The 22,460-nt window shown below is 69.4% G+C and carries 21 protein-coding genes; 16 read left to right on the forward strand and 5 right to left on the reverse strand.

All coding sequences use genetic code 11. The annotated features are described in order from the left end of the window. The first annotated feature begins 36 nt into the window (after window positions 1–36). A complete protein-coding gene (locus tag ACGFI7_RS08710; RefSeq protein ID WP_393400987.1) occupies window positions 37–1,188 on the forward strand; it encodes a hypothetical protein in 1,152 nt (383 codons plus the stop codon). A 1-nt stretch (window position 1,189) separates the two neighbouring features. On the opposite strand, the gene ACGFI7_RS08715 is transcribed toward ACGFI7_RS08710, so the two are convergent. Beyond that, a complete protein-coding gene (locus ACGFI7_RS08715; RefSeq protein ID WP_393400989.1) occupies window positions 1,190–1,447 on the reverse strand; it encodes a UBP-type zinc finger domain-containing protein in 258 nt (85 codons plus the stop codon). Between the two features lie 89 nt (window positions 1,448–1,536). Between ACGFI7_RS08715 and ACGFI7_RS08720 the strand changes: the two genes are divergently transcribed. From ACGFI7_RS08720 to ACGFI7_RS08770, 11 genes are all read left to right on the forward strand, one after another. Then, the gene (locus ACGFI7_RS08720) at window positions 1,537–2,328 is read left to right on the forward strand and encodes an ABC transporter ATP-binding protein (RefSeq protein ID WP_393400991.1); all 792 of its coding nucleotides are present in this window, start codon (window positions 1,537–1,539) and stop codon (window positions 2,326–2,328) included. Beyond that, the gene (locus tag ACGFI7_RS08725) at window positions 2,325–3,089 is read left to right on the forward strand and encodes an ABC transporter ATP-binding protein (RefSeq protein WP_393400994.1); all 765 of its coding nucleotides are present in this window, start codon (window positions 2,325–2,327) and stop codon (window positions 3,087–3,089) included. The genes ACGFI7_RS08720 and ACGFI7_RS08725 overlap by 4 nt, the downstream gene beginning before the upstream one ends. Then, window positions 3,086–4,936 carry an AMP-dependent synthetase/ligase gene (locus tag ACGFI7_RS08730; protein ID WP_393400997.1) on the forward strand — a complete coding sequence of 617 codons (1,851 nt, stop codon included), beginning with the start codon at window positions 3,086–3,088 and terminating at the stop codon, window positions 4,934–4,936. The genes ACGFI7_RS08725 and ACGFI7_RS08730 overlap by 4 nt, the downstream gene beginning before the upstream one ends. Next, window positions 4,933–5,820: a branched-chain amino acid ABC transporter permease gene (locus tag ACGFI7_RS08735; protein ID WP_393401000.1), complete on the forward strand. Its 888-nt coding sequence runs from the start codon at window positions 4,933–4,935 to the stop codon at window positions 5,818–5,820. The genes ACGFI7_RS08730 and ACGFI7_RS08735 overlap by 4 nt, the downstream gene beginning before the upstream one ends. Beyond that, window positions 5,817–6,983 (forward strand): branched-chain amino acid ABC transporter permease, encoded by a 1,167-nt coding sequence (locus tag ACGFI7_RS08740; RefSeq protein WP_393401003.1) that lies wholly within the window; start codon window positions 5,817–5,819, stop codon window positions 6,981–6,983. Before ACGFI7_RS08735 ends, ACGFI7_RS08740 begins: the two co-directional genes overlap by 4 nt. A 13-nt stretch (window positions 6,984–6,996) precedes the next feature. Beyond that, window positions 6,997–8,283 (forward strand): ABC transporter substrate-binding protein, encoded by a 1,287-nt coding sequence (locus ACGFI7_RS08745; protein WP_393401005.1) that lies wholly within the window; start codon window positions 6,997–6,999, stop codon window positions 8,281–8,283. Window positions 8,284–8,321: 38 nt separating this feature from the next. Continuing rightward, window positions 8,322–8,717 carry a hypothetical protein gene (locus tag ACGFI7_RS08750; protein ID WP_393401007.1) on the forward strand — a complete coding sequence of 132 codons (396 nt, stop codon included), beginning with the start codon at window positions 8,322–8,324 and terminating at the stop codon, window positions 8,715–8,717. Between the two features lie 46 nt (window positions 8,718–8,763). Beyond that, window positions 8,764–9,090, forward strand: coding sequence for a YidH family protein (locus tag ACGFI7_RS08755; RefSeq protein ID WP_393401009.1), 327 nt, complete (start codon window positions 8,764–8,766; stop codon window positions 9,088–9,090). A gap of 2 nt (window positions 9,091–9,092) precedes the next feature. Next, a complete protein-coding gene (locus ACGFI7_RS08760; protein WP_393401011.1) occupies window positions 9,093–9,428 on the forward strand; it encodes a DUF202 domain-containing protein in 336 nt (111 codons plus the stop codon). 59 nt (window positions 9,429–9,487) lie between these two features. Next, window positions 9,488–9,796, forward strand: coding sequence for a hypothetical protein (locus tag ACGFI7_RS08765; RefSeq protein WP_393401013.1), 309 nt, complete (start codon window positions 9,488–9,490; stop codon window positions 9,794–9,796). Between the two features lie 130 nt (window positions 9,797–9,926). Continuing rightward, window positions 9,927–10,313, forward strand: a complete 387-nt coding sequence (locus ACGFI7_RS08770) for a hypothetical protein (RefSeq protein ID WP_393401016.1) — start codon at window positions 9,927–9,929, stop codon at window positions 10,311–10,313. Between the two features lie 109 nt (window positions 10,314–10,422). On the opposite strand, the gene ACGFI7_RS08775 is transcribed toward ACGFI7_RS08770, so the two are convergent. The 3 genes from ACGFI7_RS08775 to ACGFI7_RS08785 all read right to left on the reverse strand — a co-directional run bounded on the left by ACGFI7_RS08775 (window position 10,423) and on the right by ACGFI7_RS08785 (window position 14,646). Next, window positions 10,423–11,055: a hypothetical protein gene (locus tag ACGFI7_RS08775; protein ID WP_393401018.1), complete on the reverse strand. Its 633-nt coding sequence runs from the start codon at window positions 11,053–11,055 to the stop codon at window positions 10,423–10,425. A gap of 85 nt (window positions 11,056–11,140) precedes the next feature. Continuing rightward, window positions 11,141–12,964 (reverse strand): ABC transporter ATP-binding protein, encoded by a 1,824-nt coding sequence (locus tag ACGFI7_RS08780; RefSeq protein WP_393401021.1) that lies wholly within the window; start codon window positions 12,962–12,964, stop codon window positions 11,141–11,143. Further along, window positions 12,961–14,646, reverse strand: coding sequence for an ABC transporter ATP-binding protein (locus ACGFI7_RS08785; RefSeq protein WP_393401023.1), 1,686 nt, complete (start codon window positions 14,644–14,646; stop codon window positions 12,961–12,963). Before ACGFI7_RS08785 ends, ACGFI7_RS08780 begins: the two co-directional genes overlap by 4 nt. Window positions 14,647–14,799: 153 nt before the next feature. Between ACGFI7_RS08785 and ACGFI7_RS08790 the strand changes: the two genes are divergently transcribed. Continuing rightward, window positions 14,800–15,279 (forward strand): nucleoside deaminase, encoded by a 480-nt coding sequence (locus ACGFI7_RS08790; RefSeq protein ID WP_393401026.1) that lies wholly within the window; start codon window positions 14,800–14,802, stop codon window positions 15,277–15,279. A gap of 246 nt (window positions 15,280–15,525) precedes the next feature. Further along, window positions 15,526–15,717 carry a hypothetical protein gene (locus ACGFI7_RS08795; RefSeq protein ID WP_393401028.1) on the forward strand — a complete coding sequence of 64 codons (192 nt, stop codon included), beginning with the start codon at window positions 15,526–15,528 and terminating at the stop codon, window positions 15,715–15,717. Here ACGFI7_RS08795 and fxsT read toward each other — a convergent pair. Beyond that, a complete protein-coding gene (gene fxsT / locus ACGFI7_RS08800; protein ID WP_393401031.1) occupies window positions 15,707–18,232 on the reverse strand; it encodes an FxSxx-COOH system tetratricopeptide repeat protein in 2,526 nt (841 codons plus the stop codon). The genes ACGFI7_RS08795 and fxsT overlap by 11 nt on opposite strands. Before the next feature lie 603 nt (window positions 18,233–18,835). On the opposite strand from fxsT, the gene ACGFI7_RS08805 reads away from it, so the two are divergent. Further along, entirely contained in the window at window positions 18,836–21,133 is a 2,298-nt protein-coding gene (locus ACGFI7_RS08805; protein ID WP_393401033.1) for a tetratricopeptide repeat protein, read from the forward strand. Between the two features lie 162 nt (window positions 21,134–21,295). After that, the gene (locus ACGFI7_RS08810; protein WP_393401035.1) at window positions 21,296–22,450 is read left to right on the forward strand and encodes an FxsB family cyclophane-forming radical SAM/SPASM peptide maturase; all 1,155 of its coding nucleotides are present in this window, start codon (window positions 21,296–21,298) and stop codon (window positions 22,448–22,450) included. The last annotated feature ends 10 nt before the right edge of the window (window positions 22,451–22,460 follow it).

Consider the following 22,460-nt stretch of genomic DNA (forward strand, 5'->3'; position numbering starts at 1 on the left):
GGACGGATAAAGGCTGGTACTAGCAGTATGTCTGCCATGTCGGAAGTTGTCCCGTTGCCGTCGTTCGGCGAAGTCTTCTTCGATGCCCGAGGTCAGGAGCGGTGCCTCAGGGTGACCTGGCACGAGGGCACCCTCGTGCTCAGCCTGTGGCGCGGCGAGATGTGCACCGCGAGCTTCCGCATGCCGCTCGACGACGTCGGCAGGCTGCTCGACACCCTCGACGACGGCTACGCCGAGGCCACCGGCGAGCAGCCCGACGAGGCCGCCCCGGCGCCCGCCGATCCCGGCACCGAGGTCATCCCCGGCACCGGCACCTACCACCGGCCCGCCCAGCGGCCGCACCACGAGGAGCGGCCGCCCGCGCCGCTCGGCCCCAACGACGTGCTCGTCGCCCGGGGCAACCCCAACCATCAGGACAAGCTGGTCGCCTCGCACGGCGAGAACACCCCGCCGCGCGGCACGGCCCAGCCCTTCGCCGGCCCGCAGTACGCCGACCAGGCGGGCGATCCGTTCACCGGCCCGCAGTACGCCGACGGCGGCTACCGCGATCCCTACTCCGGCCCGCAGTACGTCCAGCAGGACGCGCAGCCGTTCGGCGGCCCGCAGTACGCCGACGAGCCGGCCGTGCCGGTCTACCAGATGCCCGGCAGCCAGCCCCCGCACACCGACCCGCTCGGCTTCCCCTCGCAGGCCCGCCCCGCCGAGCCCGCCTACGACCAGCGCGCCGACTCCTACAGCGGCGGCCAGTACCAGCAGCAGCCGCACACCGCCCCGGCCACCGGAAACATCGGGAGCGCCGGCAGCACCGGAGGCGCGAGCGGCGGCGCCGGGCTGGGCACGCCCATGCACGGCATCCCGGGCGCGGGCCGCCGCCAGGACCCGTTCCGCGGCCAGGAGCCCGCCTACCACCAGGAGCCGTCGTACGGGCAGGACCCGGGTTACGGCCGCGACCCCGGCTACGGGCAGGATCCCTCGTACGGCCGCGACCCCGGTTACGGGCAGGGCGCCGGCTACGGGCAGGAGCGCTACAACGGCGGCGCGCCCAACCCGGTCGACCCGCTGCTGTCGATGGGCCAGCCGGAGCCCGACCGCACCCGCCCCTACCTCGGCGAGCCGATGTTCTCGACCGGTGAGCGGCTGCGCCCGGACCAGGAGTACGACGAGCGCCACGACCGCCGCGAGTGGTGAGTCAACCCATCTGGCTGTCGGCGTAGCACCACCGCCAGGTCTCGCCCGGCTCGAACGACTGCACCACCGGATGCCCGGTGCTCCGGTAGTGGGCGGTGGCGTGCTTGCCGGGCGAGGAGTCGCAGCAGCCGATGTGGCCGCAGCCGAGGCAGCGGCGCAGATGAACCCACCGGCCGCCGTCGGCCAGGCACTCCTCGCACCCCTCGGGGGTGCGGGCCTGGGGATCTTCCGTTTGCGTGAGATGTTCGCACGTCGCCATGTCCGCGATCCTAAACACAGGTTGGCAGCAATTCCGGCCGCACCTCTTGCTGCGTGTCGGGTGAACGTGGACTCTGTGGTCATCGGGGAGTGATCTGGACCACAATCCCGGGAGCCGCGGTGCTCGAAGTCCGCAATCTCGAGGTCGTCTACGACGACGTGATGCTGGTGCTGCGCGGCGTGAGCCTGGCCGTGCCCCCCGGTTCGATCGTGGCGCTCCTCGGCGCGAACGGCGCGGGCAAGACGACGCTCCTGCGCGCCCTGTCGGGGCTGCTCGACGTGCACGACGGCGAGGTCACCAAGGGCGCGGTCACCCTGGAGGGCGAGCCGATCCACCACCTGCGGCCCGCCCAGATCGTGCGGCGCGGCATCAGCCAGGTCATGGAGGGCCGGCGCATCCTGGCCGAGCTGACCGTGGAGGAGAACCTCAAGGTCGGCGGCCACACCGCCGCCGAGTCCCACCTGGACCGGGTGTACGGGCTGTTCCCGGTGCTGCGTGAGCGGCGCAGGAGCGTGGCCGGCTACCTGTCCGGCGGCGAGCAGCAGATGCTGGCCGTCGGCCGTGCCCTCATGGCGGGCCCGCGCTACCTGCTGCTGGACGAGCCCAGCCTGGGCCTGGCCCCGTCGCTCGTCGCCCAGGTGCGCGACCTCGTGGTGGAGATCAACCGGCAGGGCACCACGGTGCTGCTCGTCGAGCAGAACGCCACCATGGCGCTGTCCATCGCCAGCCACGGCTACGTCATGGAAACCGGCAAGATCGTCATGGACAAGCCCGCCGCCGAGCTGCTCGCCGACGAGGACATCAAGGAGTTCTACCTCGGCGCGGTCCGCTCCTTCCGCGAGGTCAAGCACTACAAGCGCAGGAAGCGGTGGCTGTCGTGAGCATCCTGCAGGTGTCGGACGTGCGGCTGAGCTTCGCCGGGGTCAAGGCCATCGACGGCGTCTCCTTCGAGGTCGGCCCGGCCGAGCTGCTGGCGGTCATCGGCCCCAACGGCGCCGGCAAGACCTCGGTGTTCAACGTGCTGTCCGGCGTCTACCGGCCGCAGTCGGGGCAGGTCCGCTTCCTCGGCGAGGACCTGCTGGCCCGCCGCCCGCACGAGATCGCCGCCATGGGGCTGGCCAGGACCTTCCAGAACGTCGAGCTGTTCCACAACCTGACCGTGCTCGACAACCTCATGCTCGGCCGCCACCACCACTTCCGCTACGGCGCCCTGGCCGCGCTGTGGTGGTTCGGCCGGGCCCGGCGCGCGGAGCTGGCCGCCCGCGCGCAGATCGAGGACATCATCGACTTCCTTGAGCTGGAGGCGTGGCGCCGCCACCCGGTGCGGCTGCTGCCCTACGGCGTCCAGAAGCGCGTCGAGCTGGGCCGGGCGCTGGCCATGGAGCCCAGGCTGCTGCTGCTCGACGAGCCGGTCGCCGGGATGAACCTGGAGGAGACCGAGGACATGGCCAGGTTCGTCCTCGACATCCGCGACGAGCTCGGCATCCCGATTGTGCTCGTCGACCACGACATGGGCCTGGTGATGGACCTGGCCGACCGGGTGCTGGTGCTGGACTTCGGCCGCCCGGTCGCGCTCGGCACCCCGGCCGAGGTGCAGCAGGACCCGCGGGTCATCGAGGCCTATCTGGGAGGGACCGCATGACCGCCACCCCCGTCGCCGCCACACTCACCAGCCTCGTCACCCGGGTCCGCGACCGGGCCGCCGAGACCCCGGACGCGGTCGCCATGCGGCACAAGGACTTCGGCATCTGGCGGGAGGTGACCTGGCACGCCTACTGGGACCGGGCGGAGCTGGTCGGGCACGCGCTGCTCGCGCTCGGCGTCGAGCCCGGCGACCGGGTCGCCATCCACGCCGAGAACCGCCCCGAGTGGCTCTACGGCGACATCGGCACGGTCGCGGCCCGCGGCGTCACCGTCGGCCTCTACCCGACGAACCCGCCCGCCGAGGTCGCGTACCTGCTGGCCGACTCCGGCGCGAAGATCCTCATCGCGGAGGACCAGGAGCAGGTCGACAAGGCGCTGGCGGTCATCGACGAGTGTCCTGAGCTGCGGCACGTCGTCTACGTCGAGCCGCGCGGCATCCGCGGCCGCTACACCGACCCGCGCCTGATGCCGTGGGAGGAGCTGCTCGCGCTCGGCGCCGGGCACCGGGAGGCGCATCCCCGCGCGCTCGACGACCGGATGGCCGGCGCGCGGCCCGACGACGTGGCCACCCTCATCTACACCTCCGGCACCACCGGGCCGCCCAAGGGCGTCATGCTGACCGTCGGCAACATCGAGTTCGGCATCGAGACGCTCGCGCTGGGCGGCGGCTTCGCCGACCCGCCGCCGTCGACGCGCGACCTGACGCTGTCGTACCTTCCGCTGTGCCACGTCGCCGAGCGGGCCTTCACCGTCTGGTTCAACGCCGCCGCCGGGGTGCAGGTGAACTTCGCCGAGTCCATCGACACCGTCCAGGCCAACCTGCGCGAGGTGCAGCCGACGATCCTGTTCGGGGTGCCGCGCATCTGGGAGAAGGTGCTCGCCCAGGTCGACATCCGGCTGGAGTCCGCCTCGCCGCTGAAGAAGGCCACCGGCCGGTTCTGGCTGCGGGTCGCCGACCGCATCGGCGACACGCTGGTGCGCACCGGCGGCACGCACACGACCGTCACCCGCCTGCTGTACGCGGCGGGCTGGGTGTTCTGCTACCGGGCGCTGCGCGAGCGGCTCGGCATGCGCCGGGTCCGCTACGCCGCCTCCGGCGCCGCCCCGATCGCGCCGGACGTGCTCAAGTTCTACATGGGCATCGGCATCCCGATGCACGAGGTGTACGGGATGAGCGAGAACACCGCCATCGCCACCGCCAACCGGCCGGGCCGGGTCCGGCTCGGCACCGTCGGCGAGCCGCACCCCGGCGTCGAGCTGAGGATCGACGAGGTCACCGGTGAGATCATGACCAGGCACCGGGGCACGTTCGCCGGTTACTGGGGCAAACCGCGCGCCACCGCCGACGTGCTCGACCCGGACGGCTGGCTGCACACCGGCGACGTCGGCGAATGGGTGGACGGCACCCACGTGCGCATCACCGACCGGATGAAGGACATCATCATCACCGCCGGCGGCAAGAACGTCGCCCCCAGCGAGCTGGAGAACGCGCTCAAGGCGTCCCCGTACATCAAGGAAGCCGTCGTCATCGGCGACCAGCGGCCCCACCTCGTCGCCCTCATCGGCATCGAGCTGGACACGGTGGGGGAGTGGGCCAGACGCCGCCGCATCCCGTACACCACCTACCGCGACCTGTCGGAGAAACCCGAGACGCGGGTGCTGGTGCAGGGCATCGTCGACGAGGTCAACGCCCGGTTCGCGCGGGCCGAGCAGATCAAGCGCTTCGCGTTCCTGCCCAAGGAGCTCGACCACGAGGACGGCGAGCTGACCGCCACCCAGAAGGTCAAGCGCAGCGCCATCGCCAAGCTCTTCGAGCAGCAGGTCGAAGGGATGTACACGCGGTGACGGGCACGCTGGAGACGATCATCAGAGGGCTGGGCAACGGCTCGGTGTACGCGCTGCTCGCCCTCGGCTTCGTGATCATCTACAAGGCCACCCGGGTGATCAGCTTCGCCCAGCCCGCGCTCATGCTGGCCGGCGCGGTCGCGGTCAGCTACCTCGCCCCGGTCACCGGCTTCTACCTGGGCGCGCTGCTGGCGGCGCTGTTCATCGCCGCCGTCGCGCTCGGCATCGAACGGGTGGCGATCCGGCCCATGGTGGGCCGGCCGGTGTTCGTGGTGGCGATCATCACGCTCGGCATCGACGTGGTGGTGCGGGTGGTGGTCAACGGCTTCATCGGCAGGGACGTGCGCCAGGTGGGCGACCCGTGGGGGTTCGACCTGGTCTCGCTCGGCCCGGTCGTGGTGCAGCAGCGCTGGCTGGCCATGATGGCCGCCACCGCCGTGCTGGTCGCGCTGCTGTTCACGTTCTTCCGCTACAGCAAGTACGGGCTGGCCATGCGGGCCGCCGCCTACGACCAGGAGACCGCGCTGGCGCAGGGCGTCTCCGTCGGCGCGGTGTTCGCGGTGTCGTGGGCGCTGGCCGGATTCCTCGCGGCCGTCGCCGGCATGTTCGTCGGCACCGGGCAGGGCATCGAGCAGACGACCTGGATCATCGCGCTCAAGGCGCTGCCCGCGATCATCGTGGGCGGTCTCGACTCGCTCGGCGGGGCCGTCGTCGGCGGGCTGGTGATCGGGGTGGTCGAGTCGTTGTTCCAGTCGTACCAGGGCGCTTACCTGCCGTGGCTGGGGCAGAACTTCGCGATCGTCTCCCCGTACGTGGTCATGCTCGTCGTCCTGCTGGTCAAACCGTACGGGCTGTTCGGCACCCGGGAGGTCGAGCGGGTATGACGGGAACGCGGGAGGGCGCCCCACAGGCCGCCCCGGCCATACCGACCGGCCGGTCCCGCCGGGTGCGCGGGCGGCCGCTGCTCTACACCTCCTACGCCCAGGACATGGCGCTGCTCGACACCCGGGCCAAGCGGGTCTCGGCGGGCGCGCTGGTGCTGCTGGCGCTCCTGCTGTCGGGGGTGCTCGCCGACTCGGCGCTGGAGGTGCTCGCCGCCGCGTACGTGCTCGCGATCGGGGCGATCGGGCTCAACATCGTCACCGGGTACGCGGGGCAGGTGTCGCTCGGGCACGCCTTCTTCGTCGCCATCGGCGCCTACACGGCCGCCGCCCTGTCCGGGCCGCCCGGCGGCGACACGATCGGGTACGGGATCACCGAGATCTGGATCTGGCTGCCCGCGGCGGGGCTCGTCGCCGCCGCGGCCGGCGTGCTCGTCGCGCCGCTCGCCACCCGGCTGCGCGGGCTCTACCTGGCCATCGTCACGCTCGGCCTGGTTTTCCTCGGCGAGCACATCTTCAAGGAGTGGCAGGAGCTGACCGGCGGCGTCGGCGTCGGCAGGGAGGCGGCCGTCCCCGCCCTCTTCGGCGCCAGGCTCGACCAGGACGGCGCGTTCGGCACCCGCGAACAGCAGCTCTACCTGCTCATGCTGATCCTGCTCGTGGTCTTCGCGGTCGCCGCGCGCAACCTGGCCCGCTCCCGCGTCGGCCGGGCGTTCGCGGCCATCCGCGACCGCGACATCGCCGCCGCCGTCATCGGGGTGCCGCTCACCCGCTACAAGGTGCTCGCGTTCGGCGTCTCGTCCTTCTACGCGGGCTGCGCGGGCGGGCTGCTCTTCACCCTCTCCGGGTACGTGGAGCCGGGCTCGTTCAGTCTGCTGCTGTCCGTGCAGTTCATCGCGATGGTCCTGATCGGCGGGGTGGCCACCGTCTCGGGGGCGATCGCGGGCGCCCTGTTCATCTCCCTGCTGCAGCCGCTGACCCGGGCGCTGCCCGCGCTGGTGCCGATCATCAGCGGCGACACCACGCAGACGCCCAACGTGTTCCAGGTCGAGACCGTGCTCTACGGCCTGCTGATCGTGCTGTTCCTCATCTTCGAACCGCGGGGCCTGTTCGGCCTCTGGATCCGCGTACGGAATTACTGGAAAGCCTGGCCTTTCTCCTACTAGAAGGGGTCATTTCATGAAGAGTCGCTATGTGGTGGCCATCACTGCAGCAGTGGCCCTTCTGTCCGCGTGCGGCGTCTTCCGGGGGGACGACGAGGGCGGACAGAGCGCCCAGACGACAGGAGTCACCAGTGAGCCCTGTCCCTCCGCTGTCGACAGCAACAAGGGATGCATCTACCTCGGCTCCATCTCCGACCTGACCGCGGGGCCGTTCGCGGCGCTGGCCGTGCCGATCACCGAGGCGCAGAAGGCGTTCTGGGCCCGGGTCAACAAGGCCGGCGGCATCGGCGGCAAGTACGAGGTGGACGTCACCCGCTACGTCCGCGACAACAAGTACAACCCCGAGGTGCACCGGCAGGTCTACAACGAGATCAAGGACCAGGTGCTCGGACTCGCCCAGACGCTCGGCTCGCCCACCACCGCCGCCATCATCGGCGACCTCAAGGCGAACAACGTCGTCTCCGCGCCCGCCTCCTGGACCTCCGCCTGGGAGTTCGAGGACGTGGTCATCGAGAGCGGCGCCAACTACTGCGTCGAGGCGATGAACTCCGTCGACTACGCCATGGAGACCTACAAGCCCAAGTCCGTGATGGCCGTCCACCTGGCCGGCGACTACGGCGCGGACGCCGCCGCGGGCGCCAAGATCGCGGCAGAGGCGCACGGCCTGGAGTTCACCGGCGTCGAGACCCCGCCGGGGGCCACCGAGCAGGGCCGGGCCATCACCGAGATCACCCGTGAGAAGCCCGACCTGGTGATCCTCACCACCGGCCCCGCCGACGCCGCCACCATCGTCGGCCAGAGCGCCGCGGCCGGCTTCAAGGGCCGCTTCATCGGGACCGGCCCCACCTGGAACCCCGCCCTGCTCCAGTCACCCGCCGCCGAGGCGCTCAAGGCCCTGTACGAGCAGTCGGCCCCGGGCAAGACGTGGAGCTCCGACACGCCCGGCCACCAGGCCATGCGTGACGCGCTGCCCGGCGTCACCCCCAACGACGGCTACACCTCGGGCTGGGCCTGGGCGTACCCGATGAAGGCGGCGCTGGAGAAGATGGTCGCCGACGGCGACATCAGCCGCGCCGGTCTGCTCAAGGCCGTCAAGTCGCTCAAGACCGTCGACTACGAGGGCATGCTGCCGCCCGAGGCCGGCAACTTCGCCGACGACCCCGACGCCGCCACCTTCCGCCAGACCCTCATCAACAAGCCCGACGACGGCTCCCCGACCGGGGTCGTCGAGGTGCGGGACTTCTTCACCGGCCCGACCGCCAAGGGTTACACCTTCGACGGACCCTGTTTCGCCAAGCTGTGATCGCGTGCGGGGCGCGGGCCGTTGGGTAGGGTCGAGACATGTCTCGCCGCTACCGCCGGTTCGCGCCCCTCGTCGTGGTCCCCGCGTTCGTGCTCGCCGTGACCGGTTGTTCCGAGGTCAACAGCACGATCGACCGGGCCCAGGCCTGCCTGGAGGCCCCCAAGATCATCACTGAGCTGACGACCAAGCTCACCCAGCTGACCGACGACCCGCAGGCCATGGAGAAGGCCCTCGACGACACCGCGGCCAAGCTGAACGACCTCGCCGACGAGGCGGCCAACACCACCATCAAGGAAGCCTCCGACAAGCTCGCCACCACGCTGGCCGGCATCAACGTCAAGGACGTCAACGACGCCGTCGACGCCGTCCAGCAGGTCGGCTCCGAAACCGCCGCCTACGTCCAGCAGGTCACCGAGGCCTGCGCCGGGGGGTGAAACCCGCTTTCTCTAGGGAGAATGGTCGCGAAATATCGTTTCTCCCATGGAGCCTGACCCGCGATTCACCCTGGCCAACGAACGGACGTTCCTCACCTGGCTGAGCACCGCCCTGGCGCTCAGCGCGGGGGGCGTGGCCATGGCCGCGGTGCCCGCGGAGGCGTTCGTCCCGTGGCTGCGCACCACCCTGGCCGTCGTCCTGGTCGCGCTGTCGGCGCTGGCCGCGGGCATGGCCTACCCGCGCTGGCGCAACATCCAGCGCGCGCTGCGCGCCCAGACGCCGCTCCCGCCGCCGGCGCTGGCCTCCGTCTTCGGGTACGGGGTCGCCGCCGTGGCGGTGCTGGCCCTGGTGATGATCCTGCTCGCCGCCTGACCATGGGCGACCCGTACGAGATCTGGGACCAGGGGCTGCAGAGCGAGCGCACCCGCCTGGCCTGGGTGCGCACCGCCGTCCTGCTGGCGACCGGCGGGCTCGGCGCCGCCGGGCTGGCGGTGCGCACCAGCCTGCCGCTCCCCGCGGCGGCCGCGTTCGCGGCGGCGGCGCTCTGCGGCGGGATCCTGCTCATCAGGACCGGCGCCCGCTTCCGCCGGGTGCAGGCGGCGCTGCACGGCGGCCGGCCGCTGGACCACCGGGCCGACGCGGTCCTCGCCTGGCTCGGCACGCTCGCCGTGGTCGCCGGGGCCCTGGTGTTCGTGCTGACCGTGAGGTGAGGCCGGGTTGCGGCCGCGCGGGAGGGAGGCGGACACTCGTAAGTGAGGGAGGTGACCTCATGAAGGAAGAGCTCACAAAGGTCCCCTTCGAGTGCCGCGGCTGCTGGCACGTGTGGGAGGAGGAATACCTCGTCCGCCACGTCGAGGGCCGCAACGGGGGCGACATCTGGTTGCGCGGCGGGGTGCCCGTGCCGCCGCCCTCGGCGTCGGAGATGTGCCCCAGCTGCGGCCGTCACCAGACGGTCCGGTTCCCGGAGGGCTATCTCGCGCACCACCCGGAGCTGATCCGGCCCGCCCGGCCCGCCGACCCCGATCCCACCCCGCTGATCAGCCCGGTACGGAAGCGGCGGCGCTGGATCGAGGCATAACAGATGGTGATATTTCTCTAACAGAGAGTGTCATAAGGACCATCTTGCTGGGGGCACCCCCCGGGCGCACACTCAGGGCGGATGACGATCCGTGATCGGGGGGGTGGTCCTCGTGCACGACGGATTCGGCGTGCCTCGACTCTGGCCGCTGGAGTGCCTGTGCTGCTGGCACGTCTGGGAAGAGGCGTACACCGTCAGGCTCGCCCGCCACGGCGAGATCTGGCTGATGGGCGGCGTCGTGGTGCAGCCACCGTGGTCGGGAGCCACCTGCCCGTCATGCGGCGGGATCGTGGTGACCTCGTTCCCCGACGGCTACCTCGCCCGCCACCCCGAGCTGATCTCGGCGGCCGAACCCGAGCCGGTGCCGGTGGTGGTGGCGGCGATCGACGTCGTCCCCCCGCCGGTGGCGGCCCGGCCGCCGCGTCACCACCGGCTGCTGATCATGCTCGGGGTGCCGCTGGTGCTGGCAGCGGCGTACGAGGTCTATCGCGCCATGGCGACCACCGCACCGCACTAGCGGCACGCCGAGGTCTGTCACATGATGGCGACCGGCTCGCTCCGCACCAGGCCGCACGCCGAGGTCTGTCAGGTCACGGTGCCGCCTCCAGGTCGCGCGCCGAGTTCTGTCATGTCACGACGCCGCCAGGTCGCGCGCCGTGGTCGTTCACCGTGACCGAGAGCGCCTCCCACAGACCCGCGAGCCGGGCCAGGTCGCCGGTCGCGGCGTCGAGGTGCGCGTCGGGCCGGAAGTGGACGACCGTCCCGGTCGCCCCGTCGTCGGCGATCGGCTCCAGACCCGTCACCGGAACCCCGTGCTCGTAGCGCTGGGTCCAGGCTCCGCCTCGGCGGCGGTTGGTGTGGACGAGCCACTCGCTGAGCGCCGCGACGACGGACATGCCGCGCCGCGGATGGCCGTCGGGGAGCACCTGTGCCTCTGGGTGGTCGAAGAACCGGAGGTCCTTCGAGGCCATGACAGGCTTCTTCACCAACCGGCCGTGCTCGTCCCGCCGGGTGTCGGTGCCGCGCCCCTCGTCCGCCACGGACACCGAGCCGTCGGGGTGCAGCGTGACGGTGCAGCGCCCGCCGCCGATGGTCTCCGCCTCGTCGGCCGCGTAGGCGACGACCTCGAGGATCAGGTGCCGGACTCCGCCGGGTGCGAACACGGCCGGATGCCGGCGGATGTGCGCGAGGTGCTCGGCGTCCACCCCGCTCGCCCAGTCGTGCGTGGTGTTACGCCAGGAAGTCGTTGATCCATCCATCGAAGCAGGCTATGCCCCAGCTGGGAACGGCCGCCGCAGGTTTTCCGCACGTTTTCCGCACTGCGGGCGGCCGCTCCCGCGGACCTCAGGAAAGGCTGTCCAACCAAGCCCGATGCAGGCCGGCGAAGCGGCCGTCGGCGGCCACCAGCCGGTCCGGCGGCCCGTCCTCGACGATCTCGCCCCGCTCCATGACCAGCACCCGGTCCGCGATCTCCACCGTCGACAGCCGGTGGGCGATGATCAGTGCCGTACGGTCGGCCAGGATCGTGCGCAGCGCCCGCTGCACCAGCCGCTCGCTCGGCACGTCCAGGCTGGAGGTGGCCTCGTCCAGGATCAGCACCGCCGGGTCGGCCAGGAACGCCCGCGCGAACGCCACCAGCTGCCGCTGGCCCGCCGACATGCGCCCGCCCTGCTTGCCCACGTCCGTGTGGTAGCCGTCGGGCAGCGACATGATGAAGTCGTGCGCGCCGATCGCCTGCGCCGCCTCGTGCGCCTGCCGCTCGGTCGCGCCCGGCCTGCCGAACCGGATGTTGTCCAGCACCGACCCGTTGAACAGGAAGTTCTCCTGCGTCACCATGACCACGGCCCGGCGCAGCGTGGCCTCGTCCAGCTCACGCAGGTCGGCCCCGTCCAGCAGCACCCGTCCCGCGGTCGGGTCGTAGAAGCGGGAGATCAGCTTGGCCAGCGTGGTCTTGCCCGCCCCGGTGGAGCCGACCAGCGCCACGCTCTGCCCCGCCGGGATCACCAGATCCAGGCCGGGCAGGATCGGCATCGCCTCCACGTACGCGAATCGGACGCCCTCGAAGCGCACCTCGCCGCGCGCGGCCGGCAGCGGGCGCGGGGTGCGCGGCTCCGGCACCGCCGGCTCTTCCTCCAGCACCCCTGACAGCTTCTCCAGCGCCGCGCTGGCCGACTGCAGCGTGTTGTAGAACTGGCTGATCTCCTGCATCGGCTCGTAGAACCCGCGCAGGTAGAGCAGGAACGCGGTGAGCACGCCCACCGTGACCTCGCCGTGGAAGGCCAGCCAGCCGCCGTAGAACAGCACGGCCGCCACCGTCAGGTTGCCGATCAGCTTGATGCCCGGCATGAACACCGCGATCAGCTTCATGCTGCGCGCGTTGGCCTGGCGGTAGTCGTCGTCCAGCCGTTCGAAGATCTCCTGGTTGCGCGGCTCGCGGCGGAACGCCTGCACCGCGCGCACCCCGGTCATCGACTCGACGAAGTGCACGATGACCAGCGCCACCGTCTCCCTGGTGCGCCGGTAGACGATCGCCGACTGCCGGCGGAACCACCGGGTGAACAGCAGCAGGATCGGCAGCGGCACCAAGGCCACCAGCCCCAGCTCCACGTCCAGCACGAGCAGCAGCACGGCGGTGCCGACCATCGTCAGGACCGCCGTGACCAGCCCGTCGAAACCGGCCTGCAGCAGCTCGGCGATCGCCTCGATGTCGGAGGTGAGCCGCGAGATGACCCGGCCGGAGGTGTACTTCTCGTGGAAGCTCAGCGACAGCCGCTGGAAGTGGTCGAACACCCTCCTGCGCAGCTCCAGCAGGATCTCGTGGCCGATCCGGCCCGACATCGTGAGGAACGCCTGCCGGGTGAGCGCCTGCGCCCCGGCCGCCGCCAGGATCACGCCCACCACGAGCAGCAGCGTGCCCGTCCCCTCGCCGCGCAGCATCGGCGGGATGCCCGCGTCGATGCCCACCTTCACCAGGTAGGGGATGGCCAGCCCGGCGGCGCTGGAGGCGATGATGACCGCCGTGAGCACCGCGATCGCCTTGCGGTGCGGGGCCAGCAGGTTGCCCAGCAGCCTGCGGGAACGGGCCCGCAGCAGGCCGCTCACCTGATCCGTCAGCTCGTCCTGGTTCTCGGAGGCGACCCCGCGCCAGTCGGTCGTGGCGGATGTCAACGCAGGGCTCCTTCCGACGGGTCCAGATCGGCGTCCTGGGCGAGGAGCTGCCGGTACTCGGGCACCTCGGCCAGCAGGTCCTGGTGGCGGCCGACGTGGGTGATCGTGCCGCCGTCGAGCAGCGCCACCTTGTCGGCCAGCAGCACCGTGGAGGCCCGGTGCGCCACCACGATGCCGGTGGCCTCGCGCAGCACCTCCCGCAGCGCGGCCTCGACCAGCGCCTCGGTCTCCACGTCCAGCGCCGACAGGGTGTCGTCGAGCACCAGGATCCTCGGCCTGCTCAGCACCGCCCTGGCCAGGGCCAGCCGCTGCCGCTGGCCGCCGGAGAGCGACATGCCCTGCTCGCCGATCCGGGTCTCCAGCCCCCACGGCAGGTCGTACACGAACATCGCCTGCGCGGTGCGGATCGCGCTGTCCAGCTCCTCCTCGGTGGCGTCCTGGCGGCCGAGCGTCAGGTTCTCGCGCACGCTCATCGAGAACAGCGTCGGCTCCTCGAACGCGGTCGCCACGATCGAGCGCAGCTCGGGCAGCTCCAGGTCGCGCACGTCCCGGCCGTCGATCGTGACCCGGCCCGCGGTGACGTCCAGGAGCCGCGGCACCAGCGCGGTCAGCGTGGTCTTGCCGGAGCCGGTGGCGCCCACCACCGCGACCGTCTCGCCCGGCCGCACCTCCAGCCACAGGTCGCGCAGGACCGGCCGGGCAGCGCCGGGGAAGCGGAACTCCACGCCCTCGAACCGCAGGTGACCGCGCGGCCGCTCGACTTGGGCGGACCCGCCCTGGATCTCCGGGACCGTGTCCATGACCTCCAGCACCCGGTCGGCGGCCGTCATCGCCTCCTGGGCCATGGCCAGGATGTAGCCGAGGCTGGCGATCGGCCACACCAGCTGCAGCACCAGCGTGGTGAACGCGAACAGCGCGCCCAGCGTCAGCGCGCCCTCACCCACGGCCAGCGCGCCGAGCAGCAGCACCAGCGCCAGCGTGACGTTCGGGATCACCTCCAGGAAGGTGAAGAAGCGCGCCGACAGCCGCACCTTGTCCATCGATGTCCCGTACAGCCGGCGCGCCGCCTCGTCGTAACGCTCGAAGACGTGGTGGCGGCGGCCGAACGCCTTGATCGTGCGGATGCCGATGGCCGACTCCTCGACCAGCGTGGCCAGGTCGCCCTGCTCGTCCTGCACCTGCCGTGAGATGCGGATGTAGCGCTTCTCGAACCGCAGGGACAGCATGACGATCGGCACCGCGGAGACGGCCACGAGCACGCCCAGCGGCCAGTACATGTTGAGCAGCAGCACGGTCACCGTGATCAGCTGCAGGATGTTCATGACCAGGAAGAGCATGCCGAAGCCGAGGAACCTGCGGATCGTCGACAGGTCCGTGGTGGCCCGCGACAGCAGCTGGCCTGACTGCCACTCGCCGTGGAAGCTCATCGGCAGCCGCTGCAGGTGCCGGTAGAGGTCGTCGCGGATGTTCGTCTCCAGCCCGAGCACCGGACCGATCTGCGCCCACCGGCGCAGGAAGATGAGCAGCGCTTCGAGGACGCCGAGGCCGAGCGCCAGCGACCCGAGCAGCAGCAGCGCCCGGCTGTCGCCGTCACGCACCGGACCGTCGACGACCTTCTCGCCGACCAGGGGCAACGCGATGCTGGCGCCGATGCCGACGATCGCGGCTAGCCAGATGAACACGAGCTTTCCGACGTACGGCCGCAGATAGCGCCGCAACCGCCACAAGGAGATGTTTTCGAACAGGGGACGACCGGGAACGCGCGTATCAGGAGGCATCCTTCTAAGGCTAATACCGTCAATCAACCGATTTTCGGACGTGGCAGGGTAGTCCTCATGAACGAGACAGACCTTCGTTACCTGCGCAGATGTGTCGAACTCGCGGCCCAGGCCCTCGCCTCAGGCGACGAGCCGTTCGGATCCGTGCTGGTGAGCGGGGATGGCACCGTCCTCGGCGAGGACCACAACCACGTGGTCGCGACCGGCGACCACACCCGCCACCCGGAGTTCGAACTCGCCCGGTGGGCCGCCGCCAACCTGACCGCTGAGGAGCGGGCCGCGGCCACTGTGTACACCTCCGGCGAACACTGCCCGATGTGCGCGGCGGCGCATGGGTGGGTGGGGCTCGGACGGATCGTGTACGCGTCGTCGTCGGAGCAGTTGTCGGCTTGGCTGGGGGAGATGGGGGTGGCTCCGGCGCCGGTGCGGGGGCTGGCGATCCGGGAGGTGCTGCCGGGGGCTTCGGTGGAGGGGCCGGTGGGGGAGCTGGCAGACGAGATCAGGGACCTTCACCGGCGGTTCCATGGGTGGCAGTAAAGCAGTAATGGTACTTAAGTCATGACATCACTCCTATAGTTCCAGTGGGTGCCGAAATGCTGCGGAATGGATGGCGTCTACCGCCCCTCCGTCAATTCCTCTTCAAAGCGCACAGCCGCAGCGACCTCGCCTGCGACTCCTGCTAGGCCAGAGTCAGGTTCGGCGCCATCGGGATCTCAACGTCGCGTGACTGGCGGTGGCCGGCACCACGCGCCCTGGCGTCTCGATCCCCGGCCGCTGGCGTAGTTGCTGCAGGGCACCTACGCGCACCTGGGCGTGCCGGGCTTCTGGCGCCGCCAACGTATGGACGAGAACGGCCTGCACGCGCAAGTCGAGTTCGCGCACCGGCGTCAAGCCGCGTTCGAGGCGGCGAGGACGCTGCTCGGCAGCGGGCGGCGTGGCTGGCGCGTGACGCGTGATTCCCGTGTCAGAGACTGATGGGATCGAAGTCCCGGATGAAGCGTCTCTTCTGCGAGGCGTGGATCCTCTCAGGGTGTTGGCCGGCGTACCTCTCGTAACGTCGCATCGTGTTCTCGTACAGTGCCTGCGCCTGCTCCGGTTGCCCGTCGGCATCCAGGTCGAGTGCGAGATTCACGGCGGCCGAAAGGGTCAGCAGATTGTCGGGCCCGTAGAAGTCGCGCACCTGCTCCAGGACGACCTCGCCGCACCTGCGAGCTTCGGCGACGTTACCGAGCGCCGCCATGTCGCCGTCCAGGTTGAGGAGGGCGCCGAAGACGTAGCCGTGCTTGGGCCCCAGCCTGTTTTTCAACCCTTCGTACGCCTGCTGGTCCAACTTTGAGGCCCTATCGGCGTCTCCGCGCATTCGATAGAGCGCTGCGAGGTTCATCAAGCAGCCGTGGGTGAACGGGTGGTCGCGGAAAACCTGCTCGTAGCGAGCATGCGCTTGTTGCGCCATGGCCATCGCCTCTGCGGTGCGGCCCACCTGCCTCAGCGTGTTGCTGAACGCCACCTGTGTGGACATGGTCTCCGGGTTGTCAGCGCCGAAGATCTTGTTCAGCCTGGTGTACGTCTCCTCGACGAGTTCCAGAGCCTCGTCGAGGTCCCCACGTCGACGGCGCGCGATGGACAGGTCGCGGGCGGCCACAAGCGTGAGCGGATGCTCGATGCCCAGTTCGCTCCTCCCATGGGCGTACGCTTCCTCCCCGACGTCGCACGCCTGGTCATGGTCGCCGTACAACATGACCGTCCGCGCCAGCGCGTTCCACGAGGTCTGCAGGTCCCATTTGCTGATCCCGCTCTTGGCGCTGCTCTGTTCTATGTAGACCAGCTGCGCGAGATCGAGCGCGGATTCGAACTGGCTGAGCAGGAGGTGGTCAAGGGCCAGGTTGTTGAGCACACGCAGGGTGGCGGGTGCGGCCCTGCCGAAGACCTCCTCGTGCAGCTTCAGCGACTCGGTGTCTTGCTCGAAGGCTTCCTGGAACATCCCTTTGGCGCGGAGGTCGGCCGCGACGGCCAGCCTGATGCGCAGCGTCTCCTCATGTTTCTCGCCGAAGACCTCGCGCATGTGATCGAAGGTCTGCTCGTTGAGCTCGCGGGACCCCTCGAAGGCGCCGGCCTGCCACATGACGTTTCCCAGGTGTCGGCGCAGCCGCAGGACATTCTCGTCCTTCTCCTTGTAGATCTTCGTCCAGTGACCGAGGAAGTCCTCGGCGAACCTGCGCGCGGAGGAGTAGGACGCGACCTGGAAGAGGTAGCGGGTGATGTCGATAGCAAACCGCTGCACTTCGCGGTCGGCGCACTCGACGACGCCCGCAGGGCGCAGATGGGGGATCAGATCGGCGTAGTGGGGCCAATTGGCGGTGTCCTCCGGGTCACCGGGGGAGCCGCTCGCGAGCAGGAGGTGCACCTCGTGCTTGTACTCTTCGCGACTATTCGGGTCCAAGGAATCACGCAGGAGAGCTTGGACCAGACGGTGCACCTGTACGGTGCCCGCCTCTTTCTCGATCTTCACCAGGGCGAACCGGTTGAGCTCCCCGAACGCCTGGGCCATCAGGACGGGTTTCGCCAGAATGGGGGCCATCAGCTTGACGCCGCTCTTGCTTCCCCGGCGGAAGGCGGCGCTCGGGATCGGGTCCGGCCCGAAAAAGGCCAGACAGCGCAGCATCGTCGCGGCCTCGGGGAGCCGTTTCTCGATCTCGTTCACCGAGAGCTGCCAGGCGACCGTCATCGACAGCGGATACTCGGTCGACTTGCCGAGCTCGAGCAGGTCCCTGGCCTGCAGGGCGAGCTGTTCGACGTACTCCTCGGTCGACATGCCGGTCATGACCTGGAGGGCGGCCGCCTGCTCCAGCGCCAGAGGCAGGTCGCCGAGCTTGCCCGCCAGGTGCTCCGCCTCCTTCTGCGGCACCTCCTTGCGCAGGCGCTTGCGGAGGAACGCGACGCTCTCCTCCGTGGAGAAGACGTCCACAGGCACAGTCTCCGCCACCCCGCTCCACCGGCTGTTGCGCGAGGTGATCAGCACGTGCCCTGGGCCGCCCTCCGGAATGAAGTCGCGGATATCCTCGGGCTCGTCCGCGTTGTCGAAGATGAGCAACCACCGCTCGACCGGATCGCCGCGCTGCAGCGCGTCACGGACGGACGCGGCGGCCTCCTCGATGCCGACGCTGTTCGCCGGACGCAGCTTGAGATCCTCGGCGAGGGTCGCGAGCGTGCTCGGCACGAGCATCGGATGGTCTGCCGGCACCCACCAGACCAGGTCGTATGAACCGCGATAGCGCCACGCGTATTCGATCGCCAGCTGGGTCTTTCCGACTCCGCCCAGCCCTTGCAACGACTGAGGCACGACAGCCGCTTTGGCGGTGGAAGTGATGCTCGTCCGTAATTGATCGAGCAAATTCTGCCTACCGGTGAAGTGCTTGTTGCGACCCGGGATCCTCTTCCCCCAGATCGCCGGCATCTGGAACGGTTCCTGTGGAGCGGCCTGCTGATCCATGAACCTGATTTTCCCTCCTGCGATTGATTTTGGCGATGGATAGTTACACCTTTGTCGTGCGCTGCAGGATTGCATGGCGACATAGGCGTCACGGGCGGCCGTAAACGGGCTCAGAGGGTTGAATGCCTGCTACAGCGATTATGCGAGGCTGCCCGCCTTCGCGCGGATGCGCGGCTGCCGACGGTCCTCGACCAGGTAAGCTCAGCACTCGACTCGGAGATCCCCTTCCACCTCCTGGCCGCCATCCTCGACGACCAAGAGGGTGCGTTCCAGGGGTATGGAGGCCTTCAGATTCACGCGGCGAAGGGAACGCCTTACGCGGGGAGGCCGCTGGACACGGACGCGGCTCTCCAAGCCCACATCGGGTCGATGGAGCTGATCAAATGATCCTTCGCGCCCGGGTGGCGGAGAAACTGCTCTGCGAGCTGAATCTAGGACGCAGACCTCGGTGCGGTGTTTAGTCCTAAATGTCATGCTTCGTGAGGCTTAATAACGATGATCTTGAGCGTGACGGATGATATCCACGGGGTGAGGGTACGGTTACAAAGCTGCTCCTCTCCGTGAAAATCCTCTTTATCGCGTATGTCCTCATAACGTAGAGATATGGAGTTGGTGGCAACGATCGCCGGCGTGATCGCTGCACTGCTCGCGGTGCCCGCCGCGATGATCGCGCTGCCTCCTGTGGTAGCGATGTGGCGGGACAGGCGTCGAAGGCGGGCCTCACTCGTCAGGGGCGACTCCGGTTCCGGCGCCTCCACAGGCGCCGACGCTCCGGACGTCGCAGGGGGCATCGGCTCGGTCGAGGCTCCCGTCGGCCGCCTGCCGGCCCTCGTACGCGGCCGCGAGGATCTGATGCGGCGACTGCGGCAGGCCCTCGAGGTGCCGGGCGGGCCGGTCCAGGTCCTCGGCGGCATGGGCGGGCTGGGCAAGACGACGATCGCCCTCAAGCTCGCCGAGGAGTTTCGCGAGGAACAGCGGGTGGTCTGGTGGGTCGAGGCCACCAGCCGGGGCCAGGTCGAGACGCTTCTACTCCAGGTGGCGCAGGATGACCTAGGGGTGCCGCCGGAGAACGTCCAGGATGCGCTGGCCGGCCGCCGAAACGCCGCCGACGTGTTCTGGGGCGCGGTCCGCCGCACCGGCAAGGCCGGAGGGTTCGCCCTGATCCTGGACAACGCCGACGACCCGCATGCCGTGCTGGCTCCCCCGGGTGGGGTGGCGGGTGACGGCAACGGGTGGATCCGCACCAGCCCGATGTGCGCGACCGTGGTGACTTCCCGTGACCGGGACCCCAAGACCTGGGGACCGCTATGCGAGGTTAATGCGATCGAGCCGATCGACGAGGAGGCCGCAGCGCAGATGCTTTGTGACCTGGCCCCGGGCGTCTCCGACACGGAACAGGCCGTCGTGCTCGCCCGCAGGCTGCAGTGCCTGCCGTTGGCGCTGTACCTGGCGGGCACTCTGATCGCCTGGCCGCACAGTGGCTTCCGCACCTTCGCCGCCTACCGGCAGGCGCTCGAAAGGGACATGGTCGGCATCCTGGACATGCGTCCCGACACGTCCCAGCCGCCGTCGGACAGGCAGGTGGTGGCGCGAACCTGGCAGTTGTCCCTGCATACGCTCCGGAACCAGCAGGTGAAGGAGGCTTCGACCATCGCCCTGGTACTGGCCCAACTCGCCGACGCGCACACCGTGCCCTCAGGCATGCTGAACCCGGTCCGGCTGGGAGCCCTCATCGGGGCCACCTCGAACCAGGTCGCCGTCGCGATCGAGGCACTGGCGAGGGTCGGACTCACCGATCCGGCGTCCGACGGGGACATTCCCGGCTACCGGCTGCATCCGCTGGTGGCTGAGACCCTGCGGGTTGCCAGGTCGTTCCCGCGTTTTCGGATTCTGCCCGTGCGGCACGACCTCCAGCAGCGGGCGTGGGCGATCGGCCTGCACCTGCTGCACACGGAAGTGGGTGGGCTGGATCCCGCCCAGCCGCGTGACTGGCCGATGGGCGTCCTCCTCGCGCAGCATCTGCGTGCGCTCATCGGCCGCGGTCCAGGCCGTCCTCCCCGTGATCTCCTGCGCGAACTGGCTTCCAGCGCCTCGACCGTCATCGACATCTTGAGCGAGTACGGCTCCTACCCCAGTGCCTCGCAACTCGGTGACGAAGCGGTTCGCTGGACCAGGCCGCTTTCCGCCCGCGACCCCGCCCTGCTCCAACTCCGGCACAGCCTGGCCATCCTGACCCACAGGCGGGGGAGGTTCCCGCAGGCAGAGGACGAACTGCGCAAGGTTCTGGCGGACCGACTGCGGGTGCTGGGGCCGGACGATCCCGACACGCTGCTCACCCGACACGACCTGGCCGTCAACCTGCATCGGCAGGGCAATCTCCGCGAGGCGGAGAAGTATTACCGCGAGGTGCTGGACGACCGCAGGCGCGTGCTCGGGCCGGATCACCCGGACACCCTGCTCACAGGGCACCATCTCGGTCGCGCTCTGCAGTCCCGTGAGGAGTTCCGGAAGGCTGCGGAGTCCTATCGCGACATCTTGGACAACCAGCGGCGGGTCCTCGGGCCCGATCATCCCCAGACCCTGCACACGGAGCACACCCTGGCTACCGTTCTAATCGACTTGGGGATGCATCAGGAGGCCGAGACGGCCCTGCGGCGCGTGCTGGCCGACCGGGAACGGGTCCTCGGCGAGGACCATCCCGACACGCTGCTCACCCGATATGACCTCGCCACCACGCTGCACAAGAGTGGCCGGTTCGAGGAGGCGAAATCGGCCTATGAACGGGTGCTGGCCGATCGGGAGCGAATGCTGGGACCGGACCATCCAGACACTTCGCTCACCCGGCACAGCCTGGCTCTCGTCCTTATCGACTTCAAGGAATTCAGCGAAGATCCTCTTTAATTATGGTCAAGCATTTACAGGAGTTTAGGCTGGTCTCCTCAATCTGCCGGGTCTCGGCTAGCATTGCGGATTACACAAGTTCCCGGGGCACGTACGGGGTGTTGCGCGGTGACATTCCAAGAATCAGCACGAGAGTGGCCTGCCACTCTTGATGTGCCCCAAATGCTGCAGGACGGCTGGGAACCCCGGCCCTTCCGACAATTCCTGCTCAAAGTGCACAGTCGCTGCAATCTTGCCTGCGACTACTGCTATGTCTACACCCTGGCCGACCAGAGCTGGCGATCACGTCCCAAAGTCATGGCGCCCGAGCTCATCGAGACCGCGGCCGTCCGCATCACCGAGCACGCCAAGCGCCATCAGGTCGACTCGGTCCGGCTCATCCTGCACGGTGGCGAGCCGCTGCTCGTCGGGCACGCCTACCTTCGCGGAGCCGTGGAGACCATCAGGTCCCAGGCTGGCCCCGGCCTTCAGGTCGACGCGGCGGTGCAGACCAACGGGGTGCTCCTCGACGACGACGCGCTGCGCTGCTTCGCCGACCTCGACGTCAAGGTAGGGGTGAGCCTCGACGGCAGCGCACGCGGCAACGACCGCAACCGTCGTTTCGCCGATGGCCGCAGCAGCTACGATCCGGTGGCCAAGGCGCTCCACCTATTGATGAGCCCCGCCTTCGAGCATCTCTACAGCGGCTTGCTGTGCACGATCGACCTGGCCAACCATCCTGTCGAGACCTACGAGGCGCTGCTGGAGTTCCGGCCGCCGATGATCGACTTTCTGCTGCCGCACGGCACCTGGGAATCTCCACCGCCTGGCCGCTCCGCCGACCCCAAGAAGACGCCTTACGGCGACTGGCTCGTAGCCGTGTTCGACCGCTGGTACGGCTCCAGCGGCGACACGGTCGTCCGCCTCTTCGAGGAGATCATTCAGATGCTTATGGGCGGCAGGTCCGCCAGCGAGTCTGTGGGCCTGACTCCGACGAGCCTCGTGGTGATCGAGACCGACGGCACGATCGAGCAGACCGACGCACTCAAAGTGGTGCGGCAAGGCGCGCCCATCACCGGGCTCAACATCGTCGACCATCCCTTCGACCTCGCCCTGGAGCATCCTGGCATGGTAGCCAGGCAGCTGGGCTGGGAAGCGCTGAGCGACACCTGCAAGTCGTGCCGCTTCGGCCGCGTGTGCGGCGCCGGCCTCTACCCTCACCGCTACCGGCCCGGGACCGGGTTCCGCAATCCCTCTGTCTACTGCTACGACCTCTACCGGCTGATCGGGCACATCCATTCACGCCTCGTCAGAGACCTCCGGCGATCTTCCGTCTGAAAGGAACCCT

Origin of the sequence: Nonomuraea sp. NPDC048826 (genome assembly GCF_043198225.1) — a bacterium.
GTDB lineage: Bacteria > Actinomycetota > Actinomycetes > Streptosporangiales > Streptosporangiaceae > Nonomuraea.